Source organism: Bradyrhizobium sp. LTSP849, from assembly GCF_000938255.1.
Classification (GTDB): Bacteria; Pseudomonadota; Alphaproteobacteria; order Rhizobiales; family Xanthobacteraceae; genus Bradyrhizobium.
In genome coordinates, this window is sequence record NZ_JYMR01000039.1 from 87,564 (window position 1) to 102,989 (window position 15,426).

Below are 15,426 nucleotides of genomic sequence, written 5' to 3' on the forward strand. Positions count from 1 at the left end.
CCCATCATTGCAAGGTGCGGCGGCAGACCATACGCTGCCCGTCATCGGCAGCCGCCGTCTGGTCTCGTTTGCATCGGGAGAATTGCGAATGGTTCACGTCTCGCGACGGAAACTGCTTCAGCTTGCGGCTGTTGCACCATCGGCGCTTCCTGCTGCGTGGACGTCGGTTGCATCTGCCGCAACCGGAAAGAAGATCCTGACTGCGGTGATGCAATCGGACCTTCGCGTCACCGATCCCGGCTTCACGACGGCCATCATCACCCGCGACCATGGCTACATGGTCTACGATACGCTGCTCGGCATCGATTCCAGCTTCAAGGTGCGGCCGCAGATGGCCGACTGGACGGTGTCCACGGACAAGCTGACCTACACCTTCACCCTGCGCGACGGCCTGAAGTGGCATGATGGCGCGCCGGTGACGGCGGAGGACTGCGTCGCCTCATTGAAGCGCTGGGGCACGAGCGTCGACGGCATGGCGCGCAAGCTGATGGACTTCACGGCGGGCATCGAGGCAACGGACGCCAAGACGATCGTGCTCAAGCTAAAGGAGCCCTATGGCCTCGTGCTGGAGACGATCGCCAAGCCGTCGGCCGTTGTCGCCTTCATGATGCCGAAGCGGTTGGCCGAGACCCCGATCATCAAGCAGATTCCGGAGCAGATCGGCTCCGGCCCATTCAAGTTCGTCGCGAGCGAATTCCAGCCCGGCGTGAAAGCCATCTACGAAAAGAACACCGACTATGTGCCGCGCAAGGAGCCGGCCGAATGGACCTCGGGCGGCAAGGTGGTCAAGGTCGACCGTGTCGAGTGGATCACGATGCCGGACGCGCAGACCGCCCTCAACGCGCTGCAATCCGGCGATGTCGATTTCGTTGAAACGCCGCCGTTCGACATGCTGCCCGCGCTCGAGTCCAATCCGGACATCACCGTGTCGATCCTGAACAAATTCGGCTTCCAGTCGTTCGGCCGGATGAACTTCCTGCATCCGCCGTTCGACAATGTGAATATCCGCCGCGCCGCGATGCTCGCGATCAACCAGAAGGACGTGCTCGACGCGCAGATCGGCAATCCCAAATACTACAAGCTGTGCGGCGCGTTCTTCGTCTGCGATACGCCGCTGGCCAGCGATGCCGGCGGCGAGACCTTGATCAAGGGCAACGGCCTGGCGCAGGCCAAGAAAGCCCTGGCCGAGTCCGGCTATGACGGCACGCCCGTGGTGATCCTGGCCCCCACTGATCAGATCCTGCTGAAAGCGCAGCCGGTCATAGTCGCGCAGCTATTGCGCGAGGCCGGTTTCAAGGTCGACCTTCAATCGATGGACTGGCAGACCGTGGTCACCCGCCGCGCCAACCAGAAGTCTCCGAAGGAAGGCGGCTGGAACATGTTCTTCACCTACCAGGGCGCGGCCGACTCCTTGAACCCGCTGGTCAACGTCCCGATGGGCGGTAAGGGCACGAGTGGCGGCTGGTACGGCTGGTCCGAGGACCCCAAGCTCGAGGAGTTGCGCGATTCCTTTGCCCGCGCAACCTCGCCCGAGGAGAGCAAGAAGATCGCGCTTGAGGTGCAGAAGGAAGCCTACGACCAGGTGATCTACGTCCCGCTCGGCCAATTCCAGGCGCCGAGCGCATGGCGCAAATCGCTCACCGGCGTGATCGACGGCCCAGCGACACCGATGTTCTGGAATGTGGACAAGAACGAATAGCGAAGCCCTATTTCGGATGCCACCAGCGGCCGCCGACGACGACGCCTTCGGAGACGATCTTGCGGTCGCCGATCAGGTGCTCGCCGACCACGTCCTCATAGTCGAACTGGCCTTCCTTCACCGAAATCAGCGTGGCATCGCCGGCGCTGCCTGGCTTGAGGCTGCCGAGTTCTGGCCGCCGCAGCGCCATCGCGGCGTTGACCGTCGAGGTCGCGATGACGTCGGACAGCGGCATGCCCATGCACAAAAATTTCGACAGGGTCGTCACCTGGTCGAAGGCCGGGCCATCGATGCAGAGCTGATGGATGTCAGACGAGATCGTGTCCGGATAGAAGCCGTTGGCGAGCATCGCGCGTGCGGTCTTGAAGGCGAACGAGCCCTTGCCGTGGCCGATGTCGAACAGCACGCCGCGCTCGCGCGCGTCCAGCACCGCCCTCTTCACCGTACCTTGCGCGGTCGCAGGCGTGTTCGGGAACGGACGGAACGCATGGGTCAGCACATCGCCGGGACGCAGGCGCGCCAGCACCTCCTCGTAGCTCGGCGGCGGATGGTCGATATGCGCCATCAAGGGCATGCCGACCTCGTCGGCGACCTGGAGCGCGATGTCGAGCGGCACGGTCCCCGACGTGCCCGAGGAGTGCAGTCCGACGCGCACCTTGATGCCGACGATGAGGTCGCGGTTGGCATCCGCCACCTTTACCGCTTCGATCGGATTCATCAGCCGCAATTCCTCGCTCTCGCCGACCATGATCCGGTGCGAGAAGCCGAAGATGCCGGCATGCGAGACGTGCAGATAGGCGAGAATGCGGACCTGGCTCGGCTCGATCACATGCTTGCGAAAGCCCGCGAAATTGCCGGGGCCGGCGCTGCCGGTATCGACGGAGGTGGTGACGCCTGAGGCGCGGCAGAATTCCTCGGCATCGATGCCGAGCGAGGTGCCGCCCCAATAGACGTGGGTATGGAGATCGATCAGCCCCGGCGTCACGATGAGCTGCGATACGTCGCGCACCTCAGTCGCCGGATCCGCCTTCAGCCCACTGCCGACCGCAGCGACCTTGCCACCCGAAAAGGCCACATCGGTCACGGCATCGAGCTTCTGGGATGGGTCGACCACACGGCCGCCGCGCAGGATCAGGTCGAAAGGCATCATCATCTCCGGATCAGGCAAACATGGACCGGGCTGGAAGGTGCTCTTCCAGCCCGGCCGCTTCTGTTAGCAATTTTCACACCAGCGAAGCAAATCAACTGCGCTCAATGCCCGTTAGTCCTGCGATCCGCCTTCGGCGCCTCCTCCTTCAGCCGCTCCAGCGCATCGGGCATCATGCGGCCGAACATCGAGCTCAGCATCGCGGTCGGGATCAGGCCCGCATTGCCGGTGTCCTGGCCTTGCCCGCCGGACATCAGGAACTGCGGCACCAACGGCTGGTTGATCTTGGTCAGGGCTTCCGCGAACTTTGTAAAGTTCTGCTCGGCCAACCTGAACTCCGGTCCGCCATAGGCGTCGACCGAGAGCTTTGTCGACTGGGCATTGGCGGTACCAACCGCAAGGACCCGGTCGGCTTCGCCCTGGCCCTCGAGTCGCGACTGCTCGCCGACCGCGGCCGCGGTCACCTTTCGGGTCTCCGCATCCTTTTGCGCGCGGGCGAACGCCGCAGCACCCTCATTCTCGTTGACCTTGATCTGGATCAGCGACTGCGTCAGCGCCGACTGCGCCGCCGCCGCCGCCTTGGCCTCGTTGAGCGTACGCTCCTGGACAGCGGCCTTTTCCTGCTCCTGATAGGTCTCGATCTGCTCGCGCGCGATCTGGCGCGAGCGGAGCTGGATCAGGATGTTCTCGATCGTGTGGTCGCCGTTCGCGGCGCGCGGCGTGCCGATCAAGACCTCCTGGAGGTCGAGCGAATAGCTCTCGAACTTCGCCTTCATCTGCGCCGCCGACTCATCCTGGATCGACGCCCTGTTCTGAAGCAACTCGATCAGCGTCATCTTCTGCGCGATGTTCTTGAAGAACGCGCTCACCATCGGATCGAGCGTCTGCTCGACGAGCTTCTTCACGTCGCCGAAGCGCTGGATGATCATCGGCGCCTTCTTGTAGTCGATATGCATCACCACCGGCAGCGTCGGCTCGAACGCGTCCCGCGTGATCAACGAGATTTCCGACAGGTTCTCATCTAACTTCATCGCACCGACCTCGCCGCGCACCCATTTCAGGATGAAGTTGACGGTCGGGATGATCTCGATCTTGCCCGCATAAGTGTTGAAGGCGTATTTGCCGGGCAGCAGCGGATCCTTCCAGACGCCGCGGCCGCCGTTGAGAACCTGCTCGCCATGGCGATACTGATCACCCGACACGTCGGCGCTGTGCGGGCCGGTATAGAAGATGACGACGCCGACATTGCCGACCGGGATCACCGTCTTCGGCACCGCCTCGACGGTCGCGAACAGACGATTGATGTACCAGGTGCCCTCGACGATGACCTGCAACTGGCGACCGCGATAGCCGCCGGCGCTTAAGAATTTCTCGGGCTCCTGGAAATTGTTGTGAAAGATCTCGTCGTCGCGCAGATCGGTGCCGACCTCGGGCGCGATGATTTCGCCTGATGGCAGCGACGGGCCGTCATGCACGGTGACGATTCCGACCAGATCATGATCGGCAGCCAGCACGACGGGCGCAAAACCCCAGCGCTCGGCGATGGTGAGCTGCATGGCGTCGAGCACGCCGCGCTCCTGCCCGCTCAGGGCATGGCCGTAGACGCGCTCGTCGGTGATGATCGCGAACTGCGTCGTGTTGATCGCATAGGTACCTTCGCGCAGGATTTTTCGCTGCGGGCCCTTCTGGCCGCCACCGAGCAGGAATCGCCGCACGTCCTGGAAATCCGCCCTGTCCTCGGTGTCGTTGGCGCCGAGCACCTGCGAGGCACCAAGCGGCGCGCCGTCGCGCGCGAACACATAGGCGATCTTGCCCTGTCCGACCGTGACGAGATCCGATTTGTGGATCCGGTACATGAACGGAAAGAACACGTGCAGGCCGCCGCGCAGGACTTCCGGCTCATAGCCGGCTTCGCCATTCAGCGCGATGAAGCCGCCTTCGATCGATCCCTTGGTCGTCCATAGTTTCTCGACGATGCCGACCTGATTGTTCGGGATGTAACGAAAGATATTGGCAATCCGCAGCAGGATCACGAGCGCGATCGCTGCCGCAGCCCAAAGCGCCGGCTGGGTCAGCCAGGCGCCATTGAAACCATTGAGGTCCATAGTTCATCTCCACGATTCGCAACTGGGCGGCTTGGTTAACCAAAGCCACACCCCAGAATTGCGGGAGCGGAGATGTGAGTACCGACCCTGCTTCGCAAGTCGGCTGTCGCGTAAAGCCGTGCCAATCTTTTTTTATTGGGGACTTGACGCGTGAATAAACTTGCGCCGCAGCACGGCCGAAAAAGCCGTGCTGCACGTCGGCCGCCGATGAGCGCCGTTAAGTGCTCCTTATTTCATCGGCTCGGTGGTCGACCACAGCACGGTCTTGGCGCTCTTCTCGTAGGCCATGCCCTTGGGATAGCTGATCAGCTCCATCTGCATGCCCCACGGCGTCAGGAAATAGAGGATGGATTGACCGGCGGCCGGTCCTTCGTTCACCGGGATCGGTCCCTGCATGGTCTTGACGTTCTTCGACCGCAGATACTCGGCGGCCTTGGCGATGTCGTCGACATAGAGCGCAATGTGGTGGCCGCCGATGTCGCTGTTCTTCGGCAGCGTCTTGGCCTGGTCGGGCGACTGGTACTGGAACAGCTCGATGTTGGAGCCGTAGCCGCAGCGGACCATGCTGATCTCGTCAATGACGGCGCGCGGGTTCACGTTGACAGCATCCTGCATGAACGTGCCCTTATCGTCCATGAACGGGCCGAACGACATCGCATGCGAACAGCCAAGCACGTCGGTGAAGAAGGCGGTCGCCGCCTTCACGTCCGGCACGGTGATGCCGGTATGATCGTGGCCGCGCAGGCCGGGAATGGAATCCGCCGAAGCCGGCAGGATCGAGGCGCCGAGCGACAGCGCGGCGGAGGCAAGCAGTACTCTCAACGGGATCATGATCGCTTCCTTTTGGTTCAAAGCCAACGCAACATCCGACGTGAAAACTCAGCCCGGCGACGCCAACTGGCGCTCGACGCCCTTGGGATCATGGGCAAGGCCTTGCGCAAGGCCACGCGCCATCTCGCCGACATAGATCTCCTCCTCGCCGGCCTCGAAACCGTCGAGGATTTCCCTCGCCGCATCCGCGGTCGTCATCTTCGGGATGGTCAGCATCGCGGTCATGCGGGTGTCGATCGCACCGGGCAGCGCCGCGGCGACACGCACGCCCTTCGGCACCAGCTCGCCGCGCAGGCCCTGCGTCAGGCTGAGACCCGCCGCCTTGGAGGCGCAGTAGGACCCCATGAACGGCAGGTTCACGCGCGCGAGGATGGTGAGGATATTAAGCACCGCCCCCTTGTTCTTGATCAGCGTTGGTGCGAAGGCCTTCGTCACCCGCAGCGGCGCGAGATAGTTGATCTCGATCTCCTCGCGCGCGATCGCAAGATCAGGCGCGGCCATGAAGCCGGTGTTGTGGTTCACTCCGGCATTGTTGATCAGCAGCGTGACGTCATTCGCCGTGGCTGCGGCCCTTGCGACATCATCGTCGTTGGTGACGTCCATCTTGATCGGCACGACGCCGTCCGAGGCGATCAGAGCGGAAACATCACGCGCCGCGGCGTAGATCTTCGTAGCCCCACGCGCCTTCAGCTCGGCAATGAGCGCCTGCGCGATCGCGCCGGTGGCGCCGGTCATGAGAACGACGGAACCCTTGATGCTTTCGGTCATGCGGCTGATCCTTGTTGCTGGGGCGTGACAACCGGCGGAGAATCGTCGAGCCAGCCCGGCTCGACGTCGGGCAGGGGAATTGCGGCGAGCAGTTGCCGCGTATAGGCGTGCTGCGGGGTACCGAAGACGCGTGCAACGGGCCCGTATTCGACGACCTCGCCCTGATGCAGGATTGCGACATCGTCGCAGAGCACACGCACGACCGAGAGATCGTGGCTGATGAACACCATCGTGAGACCGAGCCGCGCGCGCAGCTCCCTCAGCAACAGCATGATGTGCGCCTGCGTCGAGACGTCGAGGCCAGATACGATCTCGTCGGCGACGATGAAATCGGGCTCGAGCGCAAGTGCGCGCGCAATGCCGGCGCGCTGGCGCTGCCCGCCGGACAATTCATGCGGATAACGGTCGGCAAACTCCGGCGGCAGACCGACCAGATTGAGGAGGCCAGCCGCGCGCTCGCGCCGGTCGGATCTGCCCTTCAGCCGCCCATGCACCTCCAGCGGCCGCGTCAGCGTGGTGCCGAGCCGCAGCCGCGGATTGAGCGAGGACTGCGGATCCTGAAAGATCATCTGGATGCGCGCCCGCAACGGGCGCAGCTCGGCCTCGTCGAGCTGTCCGATCTCGACGCCATCGAACTGAATGCCGCCGGCGGTCGGCTTCAAGAGCCGCACCAGCAATCGGCCGAACGTGGTTTTGCCCGAGCCGGATTCACCGACCAAACCAAGCACCGAACCGCGCGGCACGGCGAGATCGACCCCCCTGATCACCTCGCGCAAACCGGGCTTGCGAAACCAACCCTTATGCTCCGGATATCCGAAGCTCAGACTGCCGGTGCGGAGCAGGATCTCGCTCATGCCGGCCTCGCCTCGCCTGCCCGGTCGAGGCGATGGGCCTCCGACCACAATTGCTCGATCAAGGCCGGCGGCACCGGGCGCAGCGCGTCCGCCGGCCGGTCGGCGCGCGGCGTCGCAGCGAGCAATGCGCGCGTATAGGCATGACGCGGACGTACCAGCACGTCCGCGGTTTCGCCCTCCTCGAGCACGCGGCCCGCATGCAGCACGCTCATGCTGCGGCAGATCTTGGCAACGACGCCGAGGTCGTGGGTGACGAACAAGATCGCGCTGCCATGGCGCAAGCGCAGTCGCTCGACGAGTTGCAGCACCTGGCGCTGCACAGTGACGTCGAGGGCCGTGGTCGGCTCGTCGGCAATGACGAGGGCGGGATCGCAGGCAAAGGCCATCGCGATCAGCACGCGCTGACGCATGCCGCCGGAGATCTCGTGCGGATAAAGCGCGAGCACCCGCTCCGGCTCGCGGATCGCGACCTCGGTCAGGAGCTCGGCGGCGCGCGTCAGCGCCGCGCGCTTCGGCAGGCCGAGATGGTGCCGCAGCAAATTGCCGATCTGCGCTCCGATGCGCTTAACCGGATTGAGCGAGGTCATCGGGTCCTGCGGGATCAGCGCGATGCGGCGGCCGAGCAGGCCGCGGCGCTCGGTTTCCGTCATCGCCAGGAGATCACGCCCCTCAAATGCAATCTGACCTGACGTGATGGTTGCATTCGCGGGCAGCAGTCCGAGCACGGCACGGCCGAGCATGGATTTTCCGGCGCCGGATTCGCCGACCAGCCCACGGACCTCGCCGGGCTGCACCTCGAGGCTGACGCCGCGCAGCACATTGGCGGCACCGATCGCGACCTTCAGCCCTTCCACAGTGAGCGTTGCGTTCATGATCGCTGCACCGGATCGAGCGCAAGGCGTAACCCGTCGCCGAGCAGGTTGAGGCCGATCACGCTCGAGATGATGCAGACAATCGGCAGCGCCATGATCCATGGCGCCTGATAGACGATCTGGCGACCCTCAGCGATCATGCTGCCCCAGGTCGGCGTATCGCCTGCAACGGAGATGCCGACAAAGGAAAGGATGACCTCCACCAGGATCGCGATCCCCATTTCGACCGCGAGCAGCGTGACCAGGAGCGGAACGAGATTGGGCAGCACCTCCAGCCGCAGCAGCTTTGCGCGGCTCAATCCGATCACCCGGGCGGCCGCGGCGTAGTCGCGGGTCAGCTGCACCATCGTCTCCGCGCGCACCACGCGGGCGAAGCGGGTCCAGTCGACCACGACGATCGCCGCGATTACCGAGGTCAGGCCGGCGCCGATCACCGCCGCCAGCACGATGGACAGCAACACCGGCGGAAACGCCATCCAGACGTCGATCAGCCGCGAGATCAGCTGATCGACCCAGCCGCCGAAACTGCCCGCGAACAGGCCAAGCGCGACGCCGATCAGCGCCGCGAGCGTGGCCGCGATCAGCGCGACGGCGACCGCAATGCGCGCCGAATAGATCAGCCGCGACAGCACGCAGCGACCGAGGCTGTCGGTGCCGAGCAGATACGCGTGATCGCCGCCCTGCATCCAGGCCGGCGGCAGCTGTGCCGACATCAGATCCTGCTCGAGCGGATCATGCGGCGCGAGCACTGGCGCAAATGCCGCAACCAGCACCAGCACGGCGACCAGCGCGGCGCCTACCCACAATCGCGCGCCACCTCGCTTCAACCCGGCGAGCAGGCGCGATGGCGGCAGGGTGAGCGCTATATCAGCCATAGCATCAGCCATGGCGCAGCCTCGGATCGAGCAGCGCTACCACGAGATCGACGGCGAGATTGAGCGCGATGAACAGCACCGCGAAGGTCAGCACCAGACCCTGGATCAGCGGAAAGTCGCGATTGATCACCGCGTCGATCGCCATGTTGCCGATGCCCTCGTAGGAAAAGATGCGCTCGACCAGCACGGTGCCACCGAGCAGCAGCGTCAGCTGCACGCCGCCGAGCGCGACTGTCGGGATCAGTGCGTTTGGAAAGACCTCGTGCAGCAGGATGGCCGGCCGCGAATAGCCGCGGGCCCGCGCGATCTGCGCGTAGTCCTGATCTTCGGCATCGGCCAGCGAAGCCTTCAGGATACGCGCGACCAGCGCCGCGAAGGGCAGCGCCAGCGCCAGCGCCGGCAGGAACATGTGATGCAGCAGCGCCGAGGCCGTGTCGAAGCGGCCGGTCAGCAGGCTTTCGAGCAGATAGAAATTGCTGCGCAGGTCGATATCAATCTGCGGATCGACGCGACCGGAGATCGGCAACCACGGAATCAGCACGCCGAACAGCAGCAGCAGGATCAATGCCCAGAGGAAATCCGGGATGGCGAGCAGCGCGCCAACACCGCCATCGACCGCCCATTCCGCGCGGCGGCCGCGCAGCAGGATGCCGGCCAGCGCCACGAGGACGCCAAGCACGACGGCAATCACCGTTGCCAGCAAGGCGAGCTCGATGGTCGCAGGCAAACGCGCCAGCAGCAGATCGAGTACGCCCTGACGTACGCTGATCGAGCGGCCGAGATCGCCGCTTGCGACCTGGCCTAGCCAGGTTGCGAATTGCTGGAGGATCGGCTGGTCGAGGCCGTAGAGCGCACGCAGCCTCGTAATGTCGGCCTCCGACGCGCCGGGAGGGATCATCATGGCGATGGGATCGCCCGGCACCACGCGCAGCAGCACGAAGACGATCACCGCGACGCCGAACAGCGTGGGCGGCACAAGGACGAGTCGCTTGATGATCTCGCCCCATCGCATCGCTGTATGACTCCGCGTTTCTCGGCCGCTCAGGCCGGCGTGATGAGGTGCGGAAGGATCATGCCGTTCGCCTGCGGCACCACCTTCAGGCCCTTCTTGTGGATGATCGGCTGCACGTACTGGAACAGCGGAATCACCTCGCCTTCCTCGGCGATGTATTTGTCGACGGCCTTGTAGCCGGCGATGCGCTTGGCTTCGTCCTTCTCGCCCCACAGCGGCCCAATGCGCTCGACGAGGTCCTTGCCCTTCCAGGCGCAATGCGGCGAGGGTCCGAACATGGCAAAACCGGTCGAGGTCGAGGGATCGCCGATGGCGTTGCCCCAATTGTAGAAGGCGGCCGGCGCCAGCGCATGGCGTGCGCGCAGCTCGAAGTGCTTGGCGATCTCGTAGACCTCGATGGTGGCGTCGATGCCGACCTTGCGCCACATGCCGACGATCGCCTGGATCATCTCGTAGTCCTTCGGCTTGAAGCCGCGCGTCGTCTGGATCGTGAACTTGACCGGCTTTTCCGGCGAGTAGCCGCTCTTGGCCAGCAGGCTCTTGGCAAGCTCCGGATCATAGGCAACCTTGATCGAGGGGTCGAAGGCTGCATATCCCGGCGCCTCCAGCGTCGCGATCGGAACGCCGTAGCCTTTCAACAGCCGGTCGACGATCGCCTTCTTGTCGATGGCGTGGCTTGCCGCGAGGCGTACGTTGCGATCCAGCATCGGATCGATGTCGGTGAGGAAGATCATCGCGATATCGGACACCGGCTTGGTCTGGCCGACCATGCCGGGCTTGCCCTTCAGGCGATCGAATTCCTCGTAGGGGATTTCGAAGGTGAGGTCCGATCCGCCGGATTCCATCTCGGCGACGCGGCTGGTGGAGTCCGTGATGAACTTGAACACCACGGTCTCGAAGGCGGGCTTGCCGCCCCAATAGCCCGGGTGCGCCTTCAACCGCAGGAACGCGTTGCGCTCGAACGCGTCGACCTTGTAGGGGCCCGACCCGATCGGCGCCTTCTCGAAGCCTTCGGCGCCGACCTTCTCATAATAGGCCTTCGGCAGGATGTAGCCGGTGAGGAACGCCATCCATTTGAACAGCGTCGGCTCGAACTCCAGCACGTCGCCGGTGATGGTGTTGCCGTCGATCTTGTAGTTGCCGACCTTGGACCAGACGAACTGAATCGGATTGCCGCCCTTGGGATCGGCGGCGCGCGTGAGCGACCAGACCACGTCGTCGGGCGTCACCGGCGAGCCGTCGTGCCAGGTCGCGCCCTTGCGCAATTCCAGCGTGATCTTGCTGCGGTCCTCGTTCCAGCCCCATTTGGTCAGAAGGCCGGGCTTGAACGAGAGGTCCGCCGCCTGACCGATATAGGGATCGAACACCGACTGGTAGATCGACTGGATGGTCGGATTGACCGCCGACAGGCCCACCGTCGGATCGAACGACGGCAGATTGACGTTGTAGGCGATGGTCAGCGTACCGGCTGCTGCCGCGTGCGCAGCGCCGTCGCCGAGGAGACCGGACGTCAGCGGAAGCGCGGCAGCGCCGCCGGCGAGTTGCAGGATCGAGCGACGAGACAGTGAAGACATGTTCATTACCCCAACACGATGAGCCATGTGCGAAAACGGCGCCGCAAGCGGCGCCGTCGATCAGTGCGTCTATTTCCCGGCGCTCTCGGACCAGCGCGCCATCAGCGTGTTCGACGGCAGCGCCTCGTCGACGAGCTTTTTCGCGGTCTCGACGCCGGCCACCGGAAGCTTCTTCGGATCGAGCAGCCCGATCTGCACCAGCACCGAGGCCTGATCCCAGTAGATGTGCTCGTTGTAGAGCTTGTCACCGCGGAAGCGCACGATCGCGACCAGCGGAATCTCGACGTATTTGCCGGTCGGCGGCACACCCGGCAGCATCCAGTCGATCTCGATGTCGTGGGTGAAGCAGAACAGCATCTCGTCGACGATGCGGTCGGCACCGATGGTGCGCGAGATCGGCACCAGCTTGGTGTCCTGCGGCGTCTTCGGGATGAAATGGTTCTTGTAGAAACGCAGCAGGTCGCGGTAGCCGACCCCGCCGGTCATGGTCGGGATGTGGTTGACATAGGGCTCGGCGACCATGGTGGTCATGGTCTCCTCCGCCGAACGCGTCACGAATTCGAGCTCGGTATGCCGGTCCCACAATGTCGAGAGGTCATAGTGCGGGCCCAGGACTTTGCGGAACAGCGCGATCGAGCGCGAATGCGCCATCAGCGTCGCAGGCTTGTTGAAGCTGGTCCGCTCCGGCGCCGCGAAGGCATGGTCGCAGCCGGGATAGAGATAGGACTCGACGTCGGGACGGCCCTTGAACGCGGCCGTGATCTGCGCGCGCGCTTCCGGCGGCGCAAAGCGGTCGAGCTCGGCAAAGTGAAAGACCATCGGGCCTTTCACCTGACCGGCCTCGGCGAGATCGGCCTCGATGCCGACACCGTAATAGCTGACCGCGCAATCGACATCGGTACGCGCGGCGGCGAGGTAGGCGAGCTTGCCGCCGAGACAGAAGCCGAGCGCGCCGACCTTGCCCTTGCATTCGGGGCGCGCACGCAGGACCTTCAGCGCGTCCGCGGCATCCTTGATCGACTGGTTGGCGTCGAAGCGCTGGTAGTAGCCCATCGCCTTGCCGAAATCGGCCTCGGTGTAGCCGAGCTCGATGCCGGGCTCCATGCGCCAGAACAGATCCGGCGCGAGCACGACATAGCCTTCCTCGGCATAGTAGTCGGCGACCTCGCGCATCGATTTGTTGACGCCGAAAATCTCCTGCAACAGCAGGATGCCGGGACCGGAACCTGACGCGGGGACCGCGAGATACCCCTTGAAGCTGCCGCCATCCTTGGCAGCGATGTCGATCCATTGTCCGGCCATCGTTCGATCCCTTCTCGTCGTTGAGTCCCTAGGGTCTTCCCTCCGGCGCGTCTGTTTGACGCGTCCTGCATGAGCCGAAGGCCTTGCCTTTTTCATCATGCTTTCTTAATTGAACTTTTAATGTAAGAATCCAACTTGTAAATAGCATAGATTGAGCACAGCCTGCCTAGGCCGTAAGCGAGGCGGGAATCAGGAGACGATTTTGCGGAAGACTGAGAAGGCTGCGGCGAAACGAACCGGCGCGACGGTCAAGCCGAAGCAGCAGCGAGCCTCCAACGAGCGGCCGGGCTCCTGGCACCTGGCGCGCAGTGAAACCGAGCGGCGGCTGTCGGAATTCGAGTTCAGGGTGGAGCGGCTGGCGCAGGCCTATTACCGCTGGAAAGCCGCGTGCCTTGCGGCCGTCTGCGACGTCCCGTTGACGGGTGACGATGTTGCCGTGCTCAACGTGGTCAGGATGGGTGACGAACCGAAACGGCTGTCCGAGATAGGTCAGTTGCTCAACCGCGTCGACGTCCCCAACCTGCAATACGCCACGCGCAAGCTGGTGAAGGCCGGCCTGATCGAGACCGAAGGTTCGTCATCGCGCAAGGAGACGCGCTATCGCCCGACCGAGACGGGCCACTCCGTCACCGAAGCCTATGCGGCGTTGCGCGCCGCGACCTTGCCGCCTATGCTGGAGGCCCTCGAAGGCTGGGCGGAAAAGTCCGAGGCCGCCGGCAGTCATCTCGAGCTGGTGTCGAGCCTCTATACCCAGGCAGCCCAGGTCGCGATCACCAGACGGCACCAGCCATAAGGGATTGTCCCGCGCGATCCATGGCGATTGCAGACGAAAAACTGGCGATCCCGGCATGACTCGAACATGCGACCTACGGTTTAGGAAACCGTCGCTCTATCCGGCTGAGCTACGGGACCGCGGAACCCGCTGAGCGGGTTACCGGCCCGTTCATATCAAAGCAGCGGCGGGACCGGAAGCCTACACTTCGCAGACCGGGCGGGAGCTTCAGGGCCTTACGCCCTGATATTGTTGTCCCGCACCACCTTGCCCCAATAGGCGACCTGCGTGTCGAAGAAGGTCTTGAACGCAGGCCCGTCCTCGAGCAGCAGCGTCATCTGCTGGGTCTCCTTCAGCTGGGTGGCAGTCGCCGGCTCACTCAGGATCTCCTTGGTCGACGCCGCCATGGCCGCGACGATGTCGGGCGGCGTGCCTGTGGGCGCGAAGATGCCCCACCAGGCGAGCGTCTCGAAATCCGGGAAGCCGGCCTCGATCGCGGTTGGCGTATCCGGCAGCAGCGGCAGACGCTGGCGGCCGAGTTGCAGGATCGGGCGCAGCAGATTGGTGCCGAGTTGGGCCGCGACCAGCGCCGCCGAACCCGCAATGAGATCGACATGGCCGCCGAGCACGTCGTTCATGGCAGGCCCGCCGCCACGATAGGGCACATGGGTGATCTCGACGCCGGCCTTGTTGCCGAGCACGGTCATGGCGAGATGGCCAAGCGTGCCGATGCCGACGGAGGCGTATTTCACCGCGCCCGGGGACGCCTTGCAGGCCGCCACCACGTCGGCAAAGCTCTTATAGGGGCGGCTGGCATTGGCCGCGATCACATAAGGCGCGGTGCCGACCAGGAAGACCGGCATCAGCTCGCGCTCGACGTCGACCGGCGGCTTGTCGAGAATGGACGGGATCACCGCATGGGAATCGAAGGTCACCAGAAACGACGAGCCGTCCGGCGGGCTCTTGGCGACCTGCGCCGCGCCGAGCGCACCGGCGGCGCCCGATTTGTTCTCGACCACGACAATGCGGTTGAGCCTGGTTTGCAGATTGCTTTGAAGCAGCCTCGCCATCGCATCGGTCGATCCGCCCGGCGGAAACGGTACCACCAGCGTGATCTTGCCGGCCTGAGCCGCCGCCGGCATCATTGCGAGAATGGCCGGCGCAGCCAGCAGCGCGCGTCGTGTGATCGTCATGGTCGCCTCCCTTTTTTGTTTTGCCGCTCCGCTTTTTGCTTTTGAGCGTTACGTCGTCCCGAAACCGGACCCCGCTTTTTTATATTCCGGCCGCGGTGGGCTAAAGATGTCCAGCACGCGGGCGCCGTCAGGTCCGGCACGCATGGTGTGCGGCACATTGCCGGGCGTGCGCCAGAAATCGCCCTTCTTCACGGAAATCTCCTCGTCACCCTGGACGCGGATCGCCGAGCCGTCGAGCAGCACACCCCACTGCTCTTCGGGATGATGATGCAGCGTGCCATGCGCATGCGGCGCCAGCGTCACCACCGACAGCATCGCCTGCTCGCCGGAGAAGATGCGCGTGGTCACCCCCGCGGCGAGTTCGCGAAACAGCCCGTCGCTGGCGTCGTCGAGATTGTGGAATTCGTCCTTCTGGCTCACGC

The 15,426-nt window shown here is 64.1% G+C and carries 14 protein-coding genes and 1 tRNA gene; 2 read left to right on the forward strand and 13 right to left on the reverse strand.

The features are described from left to right. The first annotated feature begins 88 nt into the window (after positions 1-88). A complete protein-coding gene (locus tag UB31_RS23960) occupies positions 89-1,699 on the forward strand; it encodes an ABC transporter substrate-binding protein (RefSeq protein ID WP_045012663.1) in 1,611 nt (536 codons plus the stop codon). A gap of 7 nt (positions 1,700-1,706) precedes the next feature. Here the strand turns inward: UB31_RS23960 and UB31_RS23965 are convergent, their stop codons facing one another. The 10 genes from UB31_RS23965 to UB31_RS24010 all read right to left on the reverse strand — a co-directional run bounded on the left by UB31_RS23965 (position 1,707) and on the right by UB31_RS24010 (position 13,039). Beyond that, entirely contained in the window at positions 1,707-2,846 is a 1,140-nt protein-coding gene (locus tag UB31_RS23965; RefSeq protein ID WP_045012700.1) for an amidohydrolase/deacetylase family metallohydrolase, read from the reverse strand. Positions 2,847-2,950: 104 nt separating this feature from the next. Then, entirely contained in the window at positions 2,951-4,951 is a 2,001-nt protein-coding gene (locus UB31_RS23970; RefSeq protein WP_045012664.1) for an SPFH domain-containing protein, read from the reverse strand. Positions 4,952-5,179: 228 nt separating this feature from the next. Then, positions 5,180-5,782 (reverse strand): VOC family protein, encoded by a 603-nt coding sequence (locus UB31_RS23975; protein ID WP_045012701.1) that lies wholly within the window; start codon positions 5,780-5,782, stop codon positions 5,180-5,182. Between the two features lie 48 nt (positions 5,783-5,830). Continuing rightward, positions 5,831-6,550: an SDR family oxidoreductase gene (locus UB31_RS23980; protein WP_045012665.1), complete on the reverse strand. Its 720-nt coding sequence runs from the start codon at positions 6,548-6,550 to the stop codon at positions 5,831-5,833. Further along, on the reverse strand, positions 6,547-7,404 hold the full coding sequence (locus UB31_RS23985; protein WP_045012666.1) for an ATP-binding cassette domain-containing protein: 858 nt from the start codon (positions 7,402-7,404) through the stop codon (positions 6,547-6,549). Before UB31_RS23985 ends, UB31_RS23980 begins: the two co-directional genes overlap by 4 nt. After that, the gene (locus UB31_RS23990; protein ID WP_045012667.1) at positions 7,401-8,276 is read right to left on the reverse strand and encodes an ABC transporter ATP-binding protein; all 876 of its coding nucleotides are present in this window, start codon (positions 8,274-8,276) and stop codon (positions 7,401-7,403) included. Before UB31_RS23990 ends, UB31_RS23985 begins: the two co-directional genes overlap by 4 nt. Beyond that, entirely contained in the window at positions 8,273-9,163 is an 891-nt protein-coding gene (locus UB31_RS23995; RefSeq protein ID WP_045012668.1) for an ABC transporter permease, read from the reverse strand. The genes UB31_RS23990 and UB31_RS23995 overlap by 4 nt, the downstream gene beginning before the upstream one ends. After that, on the reverse strand, positions 9,156-10,163 hold the full coding sequence (locus UB31_RS24000) for an ABC transporter permease (protein WP_045012669.1): 1,008 nt from the start codon (positions 10,161-10,163) through the stop codon (positions 9,156-9,158). The genes UB31_RS23995 and UB31_RS24000 overlap by 8 nt, the downstream gene beginning before the upstream one ends. 29 nt (positions 10,164-10,192) lie before the next feature. Next, on the reverse strand, positions 10,193-11,737 hold the full coding sequence (locus UB31_RS24005; RefSeq protein ID WP_156175525.1) for an ABC transporter substrate-binding protein: 1,545 nt from the start codon (positions 11,735-11,737) through the stop codon (positions 10,193-10,195). Between the two features lie 69 nt (positions 11,738-11,806). Then, complete coding sequence (locus UB31_RS24010) at positions 11,807-13,039, reverse strand: dienelactone hydrolase family protein (RefSeq protein ID WP_045012671.1); 1,233 nt, start codon at positions 13,037-13,039, stop codon at positions 11,807-11,809. A gap of 202 nt (positions 13,040-13,241) precedes the next feature. Here UB31_RS24010 and UB31_RS24015 point away from each other — a divergent pair, with 202 nt between their 5' ends. Further along, entirely contained in the window at positions 13,242-13,832 is a 591-nt protein-coding gene (locus UB31_RS24015; RefSeq protein ID WP_045002303.1) for a helix-turn-helix domain-containing protein, read from the forward strand. 42 nt (positions 13,833-13,874) lie between these two features. Here the strand turns inward: UB31_RS24015 and UB31_RS24020 are convergent. From UB31_RS24020 to UB31_RS24030, 3 genes are all read right to left on the reverse strand, one after another. Next, positions 13,875-13,951 (reverse strand) — tRNA-Arg (locus UB31_RS24020). 96 nt (positions 13,952-14,047) lie between these two features. Continuing rightward, positions 14,048-15,004 (reverse strand): tripartite tricarboxylate transporter substrate-binding protein, encoded by a 957-nt coding sequence (locus UB31_RS24025; protein ID WP_045012672.1) that lies wholly within the window; start codon positions 15,002-15,004, stop codon positions 14,048-14,050. A gap of 48 nt (positions 15,005-15,052) precedes the next feature. After that, positions 15,053-15,424, reverse strand: coding sequence for a cupin domain-containing protein (locus UB31_RS24030; protein WP_045012673.1), 372 nt, complete (start codon positions 15,422-15,424; stop codon positions 15,053-15,055). Positions 15,425-15,426: the final 2 nt, after the last annotated feature.

Bases quoted from the DNA above. Each gene is read 5' to 3' on its own strand.
- UB31_RS24010 (WP_045012671.1), bottom strand. From the start codon at position 13,039: ATGGCCGGACAATGGATCGACATCGCTGCCAAGGATGGCGGCAGCTTC.
- UB31_RS23960 (WP_045012663.1), top strand. From the start codon at position 89: ATGGTTCACGTCTCGCGACGGAAACTGCTTCAGCTTGCGGCTGTTGCA.
- UB31_RS23985 (WP_045012666.1), bottom strand. From the start codon at position 7,404: ATGAGCGAGATCCTGCTCCGCACCGGCAGTCTGAGCTTCGGATATCCG.
- UB31_RS23980 (WP_045012665.1), bottom strand. From the start codon at position 6,550: ATGACCGAAAGCATCAAGGGTTCCGTCGTTCTCATGACCGGCGCCACC.
- UB31_RS23995 (WP_045012668.1), bottom strand. From the start codon at position 9,163: ATGGCTGATGCTATGGCTGATATAGCGCTCACCCTGCCGCCATCGCGC.
- UB31_RS23975 (WP_045012701.1), bottom strand. From the start codon at position 5,782: ATGATCCCGTTGAGAGTACTGCTTGCCTCCGCCGCGCTGTCGCTCGGC.
- UB31_RS24025 (WP_045012672.1), bottom strand. From the start codon at position 15,004: ATGACGATCACACGACGCGCGCTGCTGGCTGCGCCGGCCATTCTCGCA.
- UB31_RS24000 (WP_045012669.1), bottom strand. From the start codon at position 10,163: ATGCGATGGGGCGAGATCATCAAGCGACTCGTCCTTGTGCCGCCCACG.
- UB31_RS23970 (WP_045012664.1), bottom strand. From the start codon at position 4,951: ATGGACCTCAATGGTTTCAATGGCGCCTGGCTGACCCAGCCGGCGCTT.
- UB31_RS23990 (WP_045012667.1), bottom strand. From the start codon at position 8,276: ATGAACGCAACGCTCACTGTGGAAGGGCTGAAGGTCGCGATCGGTGCC.
- UB31_RS24005 (WP_156175525.1), bottom strand. From the start codon at position 11,737: ATGTCTTCACTGTCTCGTCGCTCGATCCTGCAACTCGCCGGCGGCGCT.
- UB31_RS23965 (WP_045012700.1), bottom strand. From the start codon at position 2,846: ATGCCTTTCGACCTGATCCTGCGCGGCGGCCGTGTGGTCGACCCATCC.